Raw genomic sequence first — 15,579 nt, forward strand, 5'->3', positions numbered from 1 at the left:
CGTGGCGAAATCCGGCTCGGCGGACGCGATCATCGACATCGAGAACCTGACCAGGCAATTCACCCTGTCCCGCAAGACCGGCAAGCACTGGCGGCGCCGCCGCGAGACGCTGACCGCGGTGGACCGGATGTCCTTCCGGATCGAACGCGGCGCGGCGGTCGGCTACATCGGCGCGAATGGCGCGGGCAAGTCGACCACGATCAAGATGCTCACCGGCATCCTGGTGCCGACCTCGGGCAGCGTGCGCACCTGCGGGCTGGAACCGGTCCGGCAGCGGCGCGAGCTGGCCGCGCGGATCGGCGTGGTGTTCGGGCAGCGCTCCCAGCTGTGGTGGGATCTGCCGCTGCGCGAATCGTTTTCGATTCTCGCGGCCATCCACCGGCTGGATCCGGATGTCGCGCGCAAACGCAAACACGAGCTGATCGAGCAGCTGGAGATGGCCGACACCTTGGACACCCCGGTGCGCCAGCTCTCGCTCGGACAGCGCATGCGCGCGGAAGTGGCTGCGGCGCTGCTGCATTCACCCGAACTGGTGATCCTGGACGAACCGACCATCGGCCTGGACGTACTGTCCAAGCAACGGCTGCGGGAGTTCCTGCGCGCCGAACGCGCGGACCGCGGCACCACCCTGCTGCTCACCACGCACGATATGGGTGACATCGAAAGACTGTGCGGCCGTGTGCTCGTGGTGGATCACGGCAGGCTCGTCTACGACGGGTCGCTGACCGGCCTCGCGGCCACGGTGGGCGCGCGGCGGGTGCTGGTGGTCGACCTGGCCGAGCCGGCCGCGGCTATCGACGACCTGCCCTGTGCGCGGCTACTGAGCGCCGAGGCAGGCGGGATGCGGCAGCGACTGGCCTTCGATCCGGAAAAGACCACGGCCGCACAGCTGCTGGCGCTGGTCTCCGATCGGGCCGAGGTGCGCGATCTGTCCATCGAGGAGCCGGAGATCGAGGACGTGGTGCGCCGGATATACGAGTCCGCCCGCTGAGCGGGCGGACTCGGTGTAGCTCACCGAGTTCCGGGCTCGCGGGCGCCCTGGTCGAGCCGGAACGGCGGGTACTCGTCGCGCATCAGCGTGGCGTAGGCCTGCACCCGGATGCTCCACCGGTTGATGCCGACGACGAAGTCGTACAGACCCTGCGGATAGCGCGCGGTGAACAACAGGGCGATCAGCGCGACCAGCAGCAGGAAGAAGATCAGCGGCACCGTTCCCCAACTGGCCCAGTCGTCGTCACTGCGCATGACGACCGTCGTGCCGCCGCCGAGCAGCGCACCGAGGATCAGGCCGTGCGGGATGACCAGCAGCCACCACTTGATCAGCACCAGACCGCGATGCAGCCGTTCGGGATAGTCGACCTCGAGATCGGCCGGGTAGTCCGGGTTGGGCTGCAGGCTGAACGGCGGATATTTGTCGGTGCCGAGCACGGACAGCGCGTAGAACTCGACCCGCCAGGTCCAGCGCATCACCCCGACATTGAAGTCGAACATCGCCCGGGGGTATTTACCGGTGAAGAGAATCACGAAGAACGCGACCACCGTCAGGACGAAATAGGCGATGTGCAGAAAGATCAGCACGATGTAATGCGGAATGGCCAGCAGCCACTTGACCAGCCACATCCACCGGGACAACGCGGGATCCAGATCACCTCGGACACGAACGGGATTGACCGGATCAGCCAGTTTCGCGGTGTTGACAGGGTTTTCGGGTTCCATGATCGACGCTCCTTTCCGGTGCCTTTCGATCCACGCCACAAACCAGGTGCGGAATATGTGTGATTCTCGCGTATTCGACGGTCGCGAACGCCACGATCGGGTACCGACACGCCAACGAATAGGGATGCACCAGAATGGCGTGTCCCAAACTCCGCCGTTATCGCCCGAAAGGCCGGTCGGATTCGACGTGGCCGAGAGCTCCGGTGCCATCACGATCCGCTGCGGACGCTCCGGCGGCATTCCGGAGCGCCCGGCCCGTGCCTATTCCCGGCCGTCGCCCGCGGTCAGCCCAGCGGCCGGCTCAGCGGCACGTTGACGAAGCTCGGTGCCGACGGGTCGAGCAGGAGGTGCTGCGGCGCAACCGAGTTCGGGATGCCGCCGTCGAACAGCAGCGGCGGCGGCAGGAAGCCGCGCGGGAAGTTGCTCGCGAAGACGTTGACCCGCAACCGATGTCCCGGCTGGAGCACGGCATCGACCGGGTTGACCCCGACGTCGAGCACGGTCGGTTGCCCCGGCACCAGGGTCTGCCGGTCGGCCAGGGTCAGCTTGTACACGGTGTGGGTGTAGTCGCCGTCGGCGTCCTTGGTGCTCTTGTCCTCGTCCACCGCGCGTAGCGAGGCGGCGAGCTGCCCGCTGGACAGCACGGTCGACTGTCCGTTCGGCGCAACATCGTTCACGGTGACGGCCCAGTAGCCCTCGATGTTGTCGTACATCGTGTTGAGGTGCACGTTGATCGGGCCGGACAGCACGGTGGGTTCGGCGACCGGCGCCCCGGTGAAGGTGAGGCCGCCGAGCTCGTGGATGCGGTCGTCGCGACCGCAGAAATTGAGCAGGCTGATGACGCCCGCGGATTCGACCGCCGCGTCGCGGGAGCACAGCGAGGTGAGCCCGGCGACCGGCGACACCGTCAATTGCGCTGCGGCATCAGGTGTTTGCGCGCTGAGCGACCCGTCGTAGACACTGGTCGCGGTGCCGCTGACCGTGGGCGAGAGGTACATCCGCTGGTATTGCAGATCCGGGCGCTGGAACGACGACGCGGTGGTCCAGCCGCCGCCCTGCTGCCACAGCACCACCGGGCCGTACCCGTCGATGCCGTTGTCGACGCCCTTGAGCCACTTGTCGTACCAGGCCTTCTGGAGCACGTCCAAGCGCGGCGGCTTACCGGGATCGCCGAGACCGGAACCGGGATTGAAGTGGTAGGTGTCGCCCATGATGAGCTTCTTGCGCTCCGGCGGCAGCGGAATATCGGAGAACGACCGCGCACTCGACGACGCGAAGATGTCCTGCCAGCCGCCATAGGCGAAGGTCGGCACCTGGATCCGTTCCGGATGACCGTCGGTGAACGCCGAGCGCAGCGAGCTACCGGGCAGCAGCTGGTCCTTCAGCGGCTGCGGCACCGAGTCCACGTTGAGCGACAACGCCATCAGGATGTAGTCGAAGAATTCCAGCGGCGTGGCCACGCGATCCAACAGCCATTGGTAATCCAGATGGCCGAGCGCGATGCCGACCGGATCCGGGAAATTCGAGATCAGGTCGACCCCGGCGATATAGAGCGGGCCGAACAATCCGAGTCCACCGCCGGGAAAGGCGACATCGGTGAGCGTATCGGTGCTGCCTTCGATCGGGAAGATCGCCTTGAGCGCGGGCGGATTCTGCTCGGCCGCCTTGAATTGATTGATGCCGGAGTAGGAGATGCCGGACATACCGATATTGCCGTCCGACCACGCCTGCTTGCTCGCCCAGTCGATCAGCTCCAGGGTGTCCTGGTTCTCCCGGCTCTGGAAGAACTGCCAGGCGCCCTGCGAGTATCCGGTGCCGCGCACGTCGGCCACGATGTAGGTGTAGCCGTGCTGCACCAGTTTGCGATCCGCGCCGAACGCGCGCGGCGCGCCGCCGGCCAGCGCCTTGGTCAGGTCGGTGATCGAGTCGAACGGCGTTCCGCCGAAATCGAACCGGTTGACCAGCTGGATCAGCGCGTCCGACAAAACCGGGATATTCAGCGCGAGGTCCGCGATCAGCGAGGCGAACTTCGTGTACGGGGTCAGGTTGACGATCGTGGGCAGCGGCTCGTCCACGATCCGTCCCGCGGCGTCGACCGGCCGGTAGATGTTGGCCTTGAGCACCGTTCCGTCGCTCATCGTTATCGGCACGTCGAAGTCGATGTGCACCGGCCCGGGATATCTCGCCGGGCCATCGTAGGCGGCGGTCCACTGCCGGCCCAGGTCACCGCCGTCCGGAGGCGACTCGGCGGTGGCCGGCACCGCCCAGAGTGCGGTCATGGCGGTCGCGATCGCGAGGATCCCGACCCGACTCAACGCGCGGCGAACTGTCCTCATCGACCTCGACCCCTTAGCTACCTACTTAAAAACACTGGCGTACCCATGCTGAATGTGAGAGTAACGGGGACCACATCCGATGGGCAAGTATGACCGCGATCACATCGAGCGAGCGACTATTGTCAGGAGATGGGATTAGAAGCCGGCGTCGACCGCGGCCGTCTGCCACGCGGCACACACGGCATGACGCCGGAGGCGGTGGCGCATTCGCAGCGCATGCGGATGTTCCTGGGGGTCCTGGAGGCGGTCGCCGAAAGAGGTTACGGCGAAACAACTGTCGGTGACATCGTGGCCCGCGCGAACGTCTCGCGGCGCACCTTCTACCAGCTGTTCCGCGGCCGCGACGACTGCTTCGCCGAGGCCTTCGAGGCCGCCGTCGAACTGGTACTCGGCGAACTCGACACCAGCGTGCGGGCCACCCCGCGCACCGAATGGCGCGCGCTCATCCGCACCACACTGGAGACCTACCTACAGGTGCTCTCGGAGAACGGGATCTACGCCCGGGCGCTGCACATCGAATGCCTGGTCGCCGGGCCGATCGTCGCCGAACAACGCCGGCGGATGAAGACGCTGCTGGCGCACCGGATGCACGCGGCCTTCCGGATCGGGCGCAGCGAGGGCGATATCCCGGTCGACATTCCGGCCGACATCTTCGACGCACTCATCGGCGCGGTCGACGACCGAATTCGCGATTGCCTGGACGGCCCCGGCGCGCAAGCGTTGCCGACGCTCGGTGCACATCTGTACCAGATCACCATGGCGCTGTTCGGCGTGCCGGAATGGGACGCCTAGCCCGGACCGGTCCCCTGCGACGAATACAGGCTCACTTCGCCATCCTCACTAAGGAAAGCGTTGACCAGCATGATGCCCTGCGCCTGGAGTTCATCGGGTTCCGGCGCCTCGGTGGTGATCGAAATCTGCGGTATGACGGCCCAATTCACCACATAACGTTCCGGTGGTCCGTCGTCGTCGGACAGCCGGGCGAGGCGGAAGACCGAGACGGTCTTGCGAACGATGAGCGTGCGCACGACCTCTCCGATTCGCTCGGGGTCTTCCAGCGCGAACATGAACCCGAAGGTGAGTTCGGGCGATGACACGTAGGCGGGCACGAACACCGAGGCTAGCCGATCGAACGAGCCCGCGCAGCCGCCGCGCCGATCCGGTAGCTGCTGGTGCGCCGGTACCGGCTCGGCGGTAATGCCCACGGTGCACGCACGTGACCTCGCCGTAACGGTGCATAACGATTTACCAGCGGCTTTCAGATTTGTACACCATACTATTGCGTCGGTTCGGTGGCCGCGCTTTCCTGAAAGAGTCCCGATTTCTCGGGGCGTCTTCCTCATCGCATCGTCGCGGATTTCCCGGTAACTTTGCCGTGCTGGTGGACTATGGGGGGTGGCGTCCGAGTGCGGGTCTGCGCCGGAGCCGAGGGGTGCCCCTCCCCGAAATCCCCCTCGGCCCTGGCGCATCCAGAATGGAATCGTTATCGCAGGGGTGTACGCACATGCCGACCGAATACGCACGCGTCCGTAACGGAACCGACGAGTTACCCCCGCCTGCCGAGCTATTGCGCGCCTTCCGCGAACCCGATGACCCGAACCGCGACCCGCACAGCGTGCTCACCGCCGCGCGGCAACTGGTCGAATGTCACGAGCGAAGGAGTACGGCGATCGAGGCCGCGCACGCGCCGGACGCACCGGACGGCCGGGTCGCGGCGTGCAGCATGCTGGTCGAGGACATCGACGGCGATCGCGCCGCGCTGGTCGGGCGGATCGACGCCTGGGTGGCCGACCATGTCGAACACCGCGGCGGCGCCTCGCTGCATACCGAGACGCTCGGCGCGGTGATCGATCGACTGGCGGCGAAATGGATTGCGGCACAACGAGCTCTGCGCCGGACACCGCAGCAGCGAACGCGCCCGGTGCAGGTGGACGGGGAAGCCCACCTGCAATGGTGCAGGCTCGCCGAACTGACCGACGGCTATCGGGATCTGATCACCGATGTCACCGAGCACCGGCGCCGGCTGCCGGTGTGGTGATCAGCGGGTCTCGTCGACCCCCGGCTCGACCACCTCGGCGTCGACGAACGGCGCCGCGGGGCCGGCCGCCGGCTTCGGGGCCGGCGCGAGATCATCGTCGAGATCGAGATCCAGATCGCGTCCGGCCTCGGCATCGCGCCGGGCGGCCTCGGCGGCCTCTTTCATCTCGATCGCGTCGGTGAACCACTCACCGATCTCCTTGGTGACCTCCGCGACGGTGCCCGCGATGATGCCGGCGATATTGCCGACATGCTTGGCGCCCGAGGATGTCAATTCTTGAATGAGGTCTTTGTTGCTTTCGAATTTCCCGATCATTCACACGCCCACTTCGCTTGCCTTTCGCTGACGCATCACGATAACACCGGGAGCCGGATCGCTCTTGACCAAGCTCGGCGGCAGCGCGAGCTTGCAAATCTTCAACCACACCGAGCCGATCTGCTTGCTGAACGAGCCCGTGTTGTACGGCAATCCGTACTTTTCACACAATGCGCGGACCTCCGGCGCGATCTCCGGATAACGCGCGGCCGGGATGTCCGGGAACAGGTGATGTTCGATCTGGTGCGACAAATTGCCGGACATGATGTGGAACAGCTTGCCGCCGGTGATGTTGGCCGAGCCGAGCATCTGCCGGATGTACCACTCGCCGCGGGTCTCGTTCTCGGTCTCCTCTTCGGTGAACGTCTGTACGCCGGTGGGGAAATGACCGCAGAAGATGATCGAGTAAGCCCACACGTTGCGGACCAGGTTCGCCGTCGCGTTGCCCGCCAGCGTGCTGAGGAACAGCGGGCCGGTCAGCGCGGGGAACACCACGTAGTCCTTGAGCGCCTGCTTGCCTGCCTTCTTCACCTGACCGAGCACGGTGCGCTTGATGTCGGCCCAGGATCGCTTGCCGCGCACGACATTCTCGACCTCGAGGTCGTGCGCCATCACGCCCCACTCGAACAGCATCATCAGCGCGAAGGCGTAGAGCGGCTGGCCGAGCCGGAAGACGTTCCAGGACTGGCTCTCGTCCATCCGCAGGATGGAGTAGCCGATGTCGCGGTCCTTGTTGTGGATGTTGGTGAAGGTGTGGTGGATGTAGTTGTGCGAGTGCTTCCACTGATCCGCCGGGCAGACCGTATCCCATTCGAAGACACGGGAATTCAGGCCGGGCTCGCGCATCCAGTCGTACTGGCCGTGCATGACGTTGTGGCCGATCTCCATGTTGTCCAGGATCTTCGACACGCTCAGCGCGGCGACCGCGGCCAGCCAGACCGGCGGCAGGAAGCCGAGATACATCAGGCCGCGGCCGGCGATCTCGAAACCGCGCTGCGCCTTGATGATCGAGTAGAGGTATTCGCGGTCGCGATCGCCGAGGTCGGCGACGGTCCTGGCGCGGAGCTCGTCGAGCGCCTTGCCGAGTTCTTCGATCTGGTCCGGGCTCAGCACCAGCGGGCCATTTTCGGTTTCGGTGAGGATTGTCATGTCGAGGAATCCTTTGTTCGTCAGATGTCGATGTCGACGTCGCCCACGGGGGCGTTGATGCAGAGCTGGATGGGCTGATCCGGATCGCTGTCGGTCTCGCCGGTGCGCAGGTTGCGGGTGCAACCGGTGCGGCGAACCGCGGTGCAGGAGAAGCAGATTCCCATCCGGCAGCCGAACTCCGGGCTCAGCCCCGCGGCTTCGGCCTGCTCCAGCAGGGGCGCGCCGTTGTTGTCCGCGGCGATGCCGCTGGCCGAGAAGTTCACCGTGCCGAAGACGTCGTCGGCGTCGACCGGCGTGAGCGAGAGGGTGAATTCCTCGGTGTGCAGCCGATCTTCCAGCTGCTCGGCTTCGAAGATCTTGCGCACCGCGTCCATCAGCGGCTGCGGGCCGCAGACGTAGGTGTGCGCTTCGGCGAACCACGGCGCCACCCGCTCCAGCTCGTCGTAGTCGAAATACCCACTGGACTGCGCGGGCGTTACGTCCACCCACGGGGCGCTCGCATCGATCCGGGCGGTGTCGGGTCGCCACGGGTGCCGCAGTTCGATGCGAAAGTTCTTGTGCCGCTCGGCGATCGCGTCGAGTTCCGCTCGGTGCGGAACCACCTCGGGCGATTTCGCGTAGTGCAGGAAGACGACCTCACCCGGGTAACCCTCGTCGGCCAGCGTGCGCAGCATGGACAGCACCGGCGTGATGCCGCTGCCACCGCTGATCAGCAGCACCCGGTCCGGGCGCTGGTCGGGCAGCGTGAACACGCCCGCAGCCGGTTCCAGATCGACCACCAGGCCCGGCGCGGCGTTGCGGGCCAGGTACTGCGAGACCAGACCGTCGGGGTGCGCCTTGACGGTGAGCTGGATGTGCCTGCTCCGCCCGGACGCCGGATTCACCGGCGAATAGCAGCGGGTGTGCCGGACACCGTTGATCACCACGCCGATCTGGACGTACTGCCCGGCGGCGTGGCCTTTCCATTGCCGGGTGGGGCGCAGGGTGAGCGTCACCGAACCGGGGACCGAGCGATCCACGTGGATGACCTCGGCGCGCATCTCCCGCGCGGTGAGCATGGGGCGCACGAGTTCCAGGTACCGGTCCAGCGGGTGCGGCGAGGTCAGGGTCTGCACCACATTGATGAGATCCACCATTCGTTCTCCGTGCCTCGTGTCGGGTGCCTCTGGTCGAGGGCTGGTCGACTTGTCAGGGCCGCGACGTTGCGTTCCAATTTCAGTGTACGTATGTACACTCAACTAGTGTGACCGATGACCGGGGTCCGGTGTCAACCGGCAAAACATGTGACACGAACTACATCTTGGGATTAATGGAATGGTGAACGGATGTATGCTCACCGTGATGAGCGAGCAGGCAGCAACTCGAGGCGAGCGCAAGGAGCGCACGCGACAGGCCCTACTGGACGGCACCCTGGCACTGGCCGCCGACCGTGGGTTCGCCGCGCTGAGCCTGCGTGAGATCGCGCGCAGCGCCGGCATCGTGCCGACCGCCTTCTACCGGCACTTTGCGTCGCTGGACGACCTCGGCGCGCAGCTGGTCGACGACGGCATCACCGCCCTGCGTCTGGCCCTGCGCGAGGTGCGCCGCAAGCCCGACGCGAGCCTGTCCGACACGGTGCGCTTCGTGTTCGCCCAGGTCGGGCCGAAACGCGAACTCTTCGGCTTCCTCACTCGCGAACGCCACGGCGGTTCGGCCGCGCTGCGCAAGTCCATCGCGCTGGAATTGCAGTTGATCGTCCGCGAACTCGTCGCCGACCTCTCCCGCATCTCCGCGCTGGACTCCTGGTCCCCCGCCGACCTGGAGATCGCCGCCGACCTGCTGGTCTCGACCGTCACCGACGGCATCGTCGCCTACATCTCCGCCCTCCCCCGCGAACAAGACGCCATCATCGACCGCACCGTCCAGCAGATGCGCTTGATCGCGCTGGGCATGGGCGCGTGGTGGCCGCCCAAGGAACGCTGATCCTCAGCGGGCCTCGGGATCGAGGGCCAGCACCGAGCGGCCGCCGTCCACGGGCAATACCGTGCCGTTGACGAAGCTCGCGTCTTCGGAGAGCAGGTAGGCGACGGCCGCGGCCACTTCGCCGGTGGTGGCCACTCGGCCGATGGGATGTAGATCCGCCATCTGCCGCTCGACCCGCGCGGCCGCGGAAGCGTCCAGGCCGGCGAGGAATTCGGTGTAGCGCTCGGTGGCGACGGAGCCGGGAGCTACCGCATTGACTCGAATTCCCTTGGGGCCGTACTCGACCGCGAGCGCGCGAGTGAGTCCTTCGATGGCGGCCTTGGCGGTGCTGTAGGGCAGCGCGCCGGATACCGCCCGTTGTGCCTGGTGTGAGGTGATATTCACGATCGCACCCGGGGTGCCGGCGCGCAGGAAACGGCGGACAGCGGTGGTGCAGCCGACGACGGCGGGCGCGAGGTTGGCAGTGATCAGGTCGACGACGCGTTCGGCGGACTCGGAATGCACTGAGGCATCCCGGAATACGGCCGCGTTGTTCACCCAGCCGGTCAGCGTTCCCGCTTGCTGCGCGAGATCCGCTGCCGCCTCGGCGATGTCGGTCGAGGACGCGTCGCCGGTCAGCGGAATCACCCGCTCCCCCGCCCAGGTCAACGCCGCCGGATCGAGCTCGACCGCCACCACGACACTGTCCACCCCGAGCAGCCGTTCGACAATTCCGCGTCCGATCCCCCGCCCGCCACCGGTCACCACATAGGAAAGTGCCATAGGCCCGATGCTAGACAACCGCGTTCGAGGCAACCGCCGATCGCGGGCAGGGCGGCCGGCGGCGCTGCCTCGTCAGCGACTAACCGAAGACCATTCGGTGGCCGCGGGCGGTGTCCATGTACTCACGGACACGGTGGATCAGTCCGTCGCGGAGTTCGAAGATGAAGCAGTAGTCGTTTTCGTAGTGGTTGCCGTTGACCAGGGTGGCGCTCATCGTCTCCTCGACGATGACCCGGTCGCCTTCGGCGTAGAAGCCACGGAAAGTTAGGGCGACGTTCTCGGCGAACAGCTTCGGGAAGCCGTACGCGATGAAATCGGCAATGGTCGCCCGGCCGATCAGGTAGCTCGGCCCGTCCAGGAAGACGGCGGTGGCGTTGTGCGGTTGCGCGAGCCATTCGGCGTCCTCGCTGAAACATGCCGCGATCTGGTCGAAGTCGTGGGTCGCGAAGGCTTTCCACGCGTTCTGCACGAGGGCTTTGTTGTCCTGAGTCACCTGTTCGACGCTGGCAAACTCCGGCCCGCGAAGCTGGCGGAAATCGGCCGAGGTCACCCGGCGATTGCGATCGTCCGGAAAAGTTCGCCGCGTGTGTCGAGAATCCGATTCCGGCTCCGTCCCAGGTGTATCAGCGGCCACGACCGGCCGCGTGGAGGACGGAGGATCGCCATGGACCGCAACGAGATCGCCGAGGTGCTGAACCGGCCGCTCAGCCAGGAGATGCTGGCCCGCGACCTGACCCGCCTGGCCTACGTCGCCAAGGACGGCACGCCCCGCAACATCCCGATGGCGTTCAGCTGGAACGGAGCGCAGATCGTCATGTGCACGTCGACGAACGCGCCGAAATTGCCTGCCCTGCGGGCAAACCCGATGGTCGCGCTGACCATCGACACCGAGGCGCATCCACCCAAGATCCTGCTGATCCGCGGCCGGGCCGAGCTGGACGTCGTCGACGGCATCCCGGACGAGTACCTCGAAATGAACACCACCTACGAGATGACGCCCGAGCAGCGGGTGCACTGGGAGGCGGAGGTGCGCTCGCTCTATGACGGCATGGTCCGGATCGTGGTGACCCCGGCCTGGGCGAAGCTGATCGACTTCGAATCGACCCTGCCGAGCGCGGTCGAGGAGCTGATCCAGCAGCGCGCGGCGCGACAGCACGCCTGAACCTTCGTTCCCGCAGTAGACCCGGCCAGAATGGGCCGTACACACCACCGAGGAGAACATGATGGCCAAGTACCTGATGCTCAAGCACTACCGCGGCGCGCCCGCCTCGGTCAACGACGTACCGATGGATCAGTGGACGCCGGAAGAGGTTACGGCGCACATCCAGTACATGCGCGATTTCGCCGCCCGGCTCGAGCAGACCGGCGAGTTCGTCGGCGAACAGGCGCTCTCCGCCGAGGGCACGTTCGTCCGCTACGACGGCGAGGGGCGCCCGCCGGTCACCGACGGCCCGTTCGCCGAAACCAAGGATCTGGTCGCCGGCTGGATGGTGATCGACGTCGACTCCTACGAGCGGGCGCTGGAGCTGGCGGCGGAGTTGTCCGCGGCGCCGGGCGCGGGCGGGAAGCCGATCCACGAGTGGCTGGAGCTGCGCCCGGCCTACGGGGCGGCGCCGACGGTCACCGAGTGATGGACGAACTGCTGCTGCGGGAGCTCACCCCCGCGGTGATCGGCGTCCTCGTGCGTCGCGGAGTCGACTTCGCGACCGCCGAGGACGCCGTGCAGGAGGCGCTGATCCAGGCCGCGCTGAGCTGGCCGGACCAGCAGCCGGCCGACCCGAAGGGCTGGCTGGTCACGGTCGCCTGGCGCAAGTTCCTCGACGCGCACCGCTCCGACACGGCGCGTCGCGACCGGGAGCAGCGGATCGACGCCGAGCCGCCACCCGGTCCGGCCGAGCACACCGACGACACGTTGCAGCTCTATTTCCTGTGCGCGCATCCGTCCCTGACCCCGGCGTCAGCGGTCGCGCTGACCCTGCGCGCGGTCGGTGGGCTCACCACGAAACAGATCGCGCAGGCCTACCTGGTGCCCGAGGCGACCATGGCGCAGCGGATCAGCCGGGCCAAGAAGACCGTGGCCGGCGTCCGGTTCGACCAGGCGGGTGATGTCGCCACCGTGCTGCGCGTGCTCTACCTGGTGTTCAACGAGGGCTACTCCGGCGACGTCGACCTCTCCGCCGAGGCGATCCGGCTCACCCGTCAGGTCGCGGCCATGACCAAGCACGAGGAGGTGGCCGGCCTGCTCGCGCTGATGCTGCTGCACCACGCCCGGCGCCCGGCCCGGACCCGCGCCGACGGCAGCCTGGTTCCGCTGGCCGAGCAGGACCGCACGCTGTGGGACACGCGCCTGATCGCCGAGGGCGTCGACATACTGCAGGCCGCGCTCGCCCGCGACCGGCTCGGCGAGTTCCAGGCGCAGGCCGCCATCGCCGCGCTGCACGCCGACGCGCAGCGGGCCGAGGATACCGACTGGGTGCAGATCGTCGAGTGGTACGACGAACTGGTGCGGATCACCGAAAGCCCGGTGGCCCAGCTGAATCGGGCCGTCGCGGTCGGCGAGGCGGACGGCGCGCGAGCCGGCCTGGCCGCCCTGGCCGGGCTCGATCCCGCGCTGCCCCGCTATGCCGCCGTCGAGGCGTACCTGCACGAGCGTGCGGGCGACCCGGCGACCGCGGCTCAGCGCTATGCCGAGGCCGCCAAGGCGGCGAGCAGCCTGCCCGAACGCGATCATCTGACCCGGCAGGCCGCCCGGCTCAACGCGCTACTGCGTGGTTGAGCGGCCTCAGCCGATGCCGATCGACTGCGCAATGAACGGCCAGGAGGTGCGCAGGTCGTCCTCCCAGTAACCCCACGAGTGGGTGCCGACCGGGCGATCGTCGAAGGTGACCGGAATGTTCAACTCGCGCAACCGATTCGTCAGGTTCACCGTGCAGTAGTGGATGGCCGCCTCGATCGGCCCGCCGAAGGCGATCTGCACCGGCAGCGGAATCCGGCCCTCCAGCACTCGCCGGTCGAAGGGGGTGTCGTGCGGTATGCCCGCGAGACCGCTGCCCGAACTCAAATACACCGCGGTCCCACGCAGTCCTTCCGCGTTGACCAGCGGATCGTTGGCCCGCCACAGCGGGTTGCTGGCCGGGCCCCACATGTTCTCCACGCTTTGCCCGCCACCCCAGTTCTCCACGGTGAGCCGGACGAATTCGTGTCCGATGGGGTCGGAGGTCTGCGCGCAACCGCTGTAGGACGCGACGCCGCTCCAGAAACCGGGCTTGGCGATGGCCAGGTTCAGCACCGAGGTGCCGCTCATGGAAACACCCGCCAGCGCGCGAGTTCCGTTGGCGCCCAAGAACTCCTCGATCACCGGTGGCAACTCGTCGTTGAGAAAGGTCTGCCACTTGTTGAATCCGAGCACGGCGTCGGGCCGGATCCAGTCGGTGTAGTAGGAATTGGCGCCACCGAACGGGGTGACGACGTTGACATCTTTTCCGCTCAAGAAGCTCACGGCGTCGGTCTGCACATCCCAGCCGCTCTCGTTCGGGCCGCCGCCGGAGCCGTTGAGCAGATACAGCGTCGGCCGGGGCGTCCCCCGGTCGGCGGGGCGAATGATCTGTAACGGGATCGGCCGGTTCATCGCGGGTGAGAAGACCGTGACCACCTGCTGGCGGTCGTTCACATCCTGTACCGAAACAACGGCGGGCGCCGCGGCCGCGGCGCCCGCCGTCGCAATCAGGCCTGCCGCGGCGACTACCCCGGCCAGAACCCAGCTCAGCGTTGTTGTGCGTGTCGATCGCCGTTGTCTCAAAGTCACCAGAACCTCTCCTCGCAGTCGGCCACTATCCCCGATGACAGCCAGGACACGCCGCACTAGCGGCCGACGCCCTGACTTGGCATCGGAGAGAAATTCGCGTTGCTACGATCACCGGTTTGGTCCGACTCCGATCTTTTTCGATCAGCGCGGTGGCCGGCTCATGTCCCGGTTCATCTGCGGGAGCTCGATGCTGATCGGCAGGCGCAGCTCGGCCAGGTAGATCAGCGCGGCCTGGCGCAGGAACTCGTCGAAGAGCCAGTACGCGTCCGGCGCCAGCGGGACGACCGGGAGCAGGCCCTCACGGACCGCGATGAACGGGCCCCAGCTCACCCGGAGCAGCGGATCCCAGACCGGTTCGCGCGGAATGGCCAGTCCGTCGGCGATCTTGTCGCCGAGCAGGAAACGGGTGAACGCGCCGAGGACCGGTTTGCTCAGCACCGCGAGATCGAGGTTCACGCCGAGCCGCAGCAGCCGGTCGGCCAGCGCCACACCCTCAGGGGTCGGTGCCAGGATCGGGTCGAGGACCTGAGCGGCCTGGGCGTTGGCCTCGGACCACGAGTTGGGGATGTATTCGTCGCGGACGCCGAGCATGTGCGCGCACACCTGCCAGGAGTGCAGGAAGGCCTCGGATTCGGCGACCGGGATCGGCACCTGCCAGGCGGTCAGCTGCTTCATCACCGTGGTGGGCAGGCTGTGCCAGGTGACCATGATGTCGTTCTGGCTGATCGGGATGTCCTCGGCGGCGGAGTTCACCCAGTGCGGGGACTGCGGCAGCAGGTGGCGCACGGCAGCGTGCACCAACCGGGTCTTCACACAGGTCACCACCATTTCGCCGTCCGGCGCATAGGCGTTCGCGGTGCCGATGTCGTAGCCGAGCTTCGCGGTCTTGGAGATGCGGTCCTTGAGGTCCTGGCCGCCCTTGGAGTAGTAGACGGCGCGCGCCTCCTTCGGGATGACGGTGCTCATCATGCCGCTGGCCAGGCCATACAGGACGCCTAGGTAGAGGCCGCGCTTCTTGTTGAACTCGACGGCGGTGCGGAGCTTGCCCTGATCGGTCCACTGCGGGAGCTGACGGGCGTATTCCATGAAATCCCGCAGCTCCGTGGGCAATCCGGCCGGCAGCGGCTGGCCGTTTCTGGTCCACGTGCGGAGCAGGTCGTTCACCCTGGGCACTTCGCCGCGGTCGATCAGGCCGGCGACGAGCGGATCCGCCTCCGCGTCCCACACGGTCAGCGGGTCGACTCCGGACCCGCCGCCGGCCACCGAGCCGTCCGGTGACCAGCTCCACGGCTCCGCCCGAACCGGCGCGGCCATCGCCAGCGCACCGAACGCGCCCAATGCTCCGCCGGCCTTCAACGCGTTGCGTCTGCTGAATCCGTCCATGTCGCTACTCCTCGCTGAGCCAGACACCACCGGGTCGGCGCCGAGCCGGCGAGTAGCGCCGGATCGTGCCCTTCAGCGGAGGAATAGTCATTAACTTAACTCCAGCGACGCGC

17 protein-coding genes are annotated in these 15,579 nt (G+C 66.9%); 7 read left to right on the plus strand and 10 right to left on the minus strand.

The features are described 5' to 3' along the window. Position 1: 1 nt before the first annotated feature. On the plus strand, positions 2-991 hold the full coding sequence (locus tag ACFYO1_RS29115) for an ATP-binding cassette domain-containing protein (RefSeq protein WP_387237441.1): 990 nt from the start codon (positions 2-4) through the stop codon (positions 989-991). 20 nt (positions 992-1,011) lie between these two features. Here ACFYO1_RS29115 and ACFYO1_RS29120 read toward each other — a convergent pair whose 3' ends face one another. Together ACFYO1_RS29120 and ACFYO1_RS29125 are read right to left on the minus strand one after the other, a co-directional pair. Further along, positions 1,012-1,716 carry a DUF4389 domain-containing protein gene (locus ACFYO1_RS29120; RefSeq protein WP_387237444.1) on the minus strand — a complete coding sequence of 235 codons (705 nt, stop codon included), beginning with the start codon at positions 1,714-1,716 and terminating at the stop codon, positions 1,012-1,014. Between the two features lie 284 nt (positions 1,717-2,000). Further along, entirely contained in the window at positions 2,001-4,052 is a 2,052-nt protein-coding gene (locus tag ACFYO1_RS29125) for a CocE/NonD family hydrolase (protein WP_387237447.1), read from the minus strand. A 129-nt stretch (positions 4,053-4,181) separates the two neighbouring features. Between ACFYO1_RS29125 and ACFYO1_RS29130 the strand changes: the two genes are divergently transcribed. Next, the gene (locus ACFYO1_RS29130) at positions 4,182-4,844 is read left to right on the plus strand and encodes a TetR/AcrR family transcriptional regulator (RefSeq protein ID WP_378714587.1); all 663 of its coding nucleotides are present in this window, start codon (positions 4,182-4,184) and stop codon (positions 4,842-4,844) included. Here ACFYO1_RS29130 and ACFYO1_RS29135 read toward each other — a convergent pair. After that, on the minus strand, positions 4,841-5,257 hold the full coding sequence (locus tag ACFYO1_RS29135) for a hypothetical protein (RefSeq protein WP_387237451.1): 417 nt from the start codon (positions 5,255-5,257) through the stop codon (positions 4,841-4,843). The genes ACFYO1_RS29130 and ACFYO1_RS29135 overlap by 4 nt on opposite strands. Positions 5,258-5,556: 299 nt before the next feature. On the opposite strand from ACFYO1_RS29135, the gene ACFYO1_RS29140 reads away from it, so the two are divergent. Next, entirely contained in the window at positions 5,557-6,090 is a 534-nt protein-coding gene (locus tag ACFYO1_RS29140; RefSeq protein WP_387237455.1) for a DUF4254 domain-containing protein, read from the plus strand. Here the strand turns inward: ACFYO1_RS29140 and ACFYO1_RS29145 are convergent, their stop codons facing one another. Genes ACFYO1_RS29145 through ACFYO1_RS29155 form a run of 3 tightly spaced genes read right to left on the minus strand, consistent with a single transcriptional unit; the run spans position 6,091 to position 8,690 of the window. Further along, on the minus strand, positions 6,091-6,405 hold the full coding sequence (locus ACFYO1_RS29145; protein ID WP_387237458.1) for a hypothetical protein: 315 nt from the start codon (positions 6,403-6,405) through the stop codon (positions 6,091-6,093). Then, positions 6,406-7,554 (minus strand): fatty acid desaturase family protein, encoded by a 1,149-nt coding sequence (locus ACFYO1_RS29150; RefSeq protein WP_387237461.1) that lies wholly within the window; start codon positions 7,552-7,554, stop codon positions 6,406-6,408. A gap of 20 nt (positions 7,555-7,574) precedes the next feature. Next, positions 7,575-8,690, minus strand: coding sequence for a ferredoxin reductase (locus ACFYO1_RS29155; protein WP_387237464.1), 1,116 nt, complete (start codon positions 8,688-8,690; stop codon positions 7,575-7,577). Positions 8,691-8,895: 205 nt separating this feature from the next. On the opposite strand from ACFYO1_RS29155, the gene ACFYO1_RS29160 reads away from it, so the two are divergent. Then, a complete protein-coding gene (locus ACFYO1_RS29160) occupies positions 8,896-9,516 on the plus strand; it encodes a TetR family transcriptional regulator (RefSeq protein ID WP_387237467.1) in 621 nt (206 codons plus the stop codon). Positions 9,517-9,519: 3 nt separating this feature from the next. Here the strand turns inward: ACFYO1_RS29160 and ACFYO1_RS29165 are convergent, their stop codons facing one another. Continuing rightward, the gene (locus tag ACFYO1_RS29165) at positions 9,520-10,278 is read right to left on the minus strand and encodes an SDR family NAD(P)-dependent oxidoreductase (RefSeq protein WP_387237470.1); all 759 of its coding nucleotides are present in this window, start codon (positions 10,276-10,278) and stop codon (positions 9,520-9,522) included. 79 nt (positions 10,279-10,357) lie between these two features. Next, positions 10,358-10,771 (minus strand): nuclear transport factor 2 family protein, encoded by a 414-nt coding sequence (locus ACFYO1_RS29170; RefSeq protein ID WP_387237473.1) that lies wholly within the window; start codon positions 10,769-10,771, stop codon positions 10,358-10,360. Between the two features lie 171 nt (positions 10,772-10,942). Between ACFYO1_RS29170 and ACFYO1_RS29175 the strand changes: the two genes are divergently transcribed. The 3 genes from ACFYO1_RS29175 to ACFYO1_RS29185 all read left to right on the plus strand — a co-directional run bounded on the left by ACFYO1_RS29175 (position 10,943) and on the right by ACFYO1_RS29185 (position 13,054). Further along, complete coding sequence (locus ACFYO1_RS29175) at positions 10,943-11,440, plus strand: pyridoxamine 5'-phosphate oxidase family protein (RefSeq protein WP_387237476.1); 498 nt, start codon at positions 10,943-10,945, stop codon at positions 11,438-11,440. 61 nt (positions 11,441-11,501) lie between these two features. Further along, positions 11,502-11,909 carry a YciI family protein gene (locus ACFYO1_RS29180; RefSeq protein WP_387237479.1) on the plus strand — a complete coding sequence of 136 codons (408 nt, stop codon included), beginning with the start codon at positions 11,502-11,504 and terminating at the stop codon, positions 11,907-11,909. Further along, on the plus strand, positions 11,909-13,054 hold the full coding sequence (locus tag ACFYO1_RS29185) for an RNA polymerase sigma factor (protein ID WP_387238644.1): 1,146 nt from the start codon (positions 11,909-11,911) through the stop codon (positions 13,052-13,054). Before ACFYO1_RS29180 ends, ACFYO1_RS29185 begins: the two co-directional genes overlap by 1 nt. A gap of 6 nt (positions 13,055-13,060) precedes the next feature. On the opposite strand, the gene ACFYO1_RS29190 is transcribed toward ACFYO1_RS29185, so the two are convergent. Both ACFYO1_RS29190 and ACFYO1_RS29195 read right to left on the minus strand, forming a co-directional pair. Next, positions 13,061-14,077, minus strand: a complete 1,017-nt coding sequence (locus tag ACFYO1_RS29190) for an alpha/beta hydrolase (RefSeq protein WP_387238647.1) — start codon at positions 14,075-14,077, stop codon at positions 13,061-13,063. 147 nt (positions 14,078-14,224) lie between these two features. After that, a complete protein-coding gene (locus ACFYO1_RS29195; RefSeq protein WP_387237482.1) occupies positions 14,225-15,466 on the minus strand; it encodes an oxygenase MpaB family protein in 1,242 nt (413 codons plus the stop codon). Positions 15,467-15,579: the final 113 nt, after the last annotated feature.

Origin of the sequence: Nocardia sp. NPDC006044 (assembly GCF_042871115.1) — a bacterium.
Classification (GTDB): domain Bacteria; phylum Actinomycetota; class Actinomycetes; order Mycobacteriales; family Mycobacteriaceae; genus Nocardia.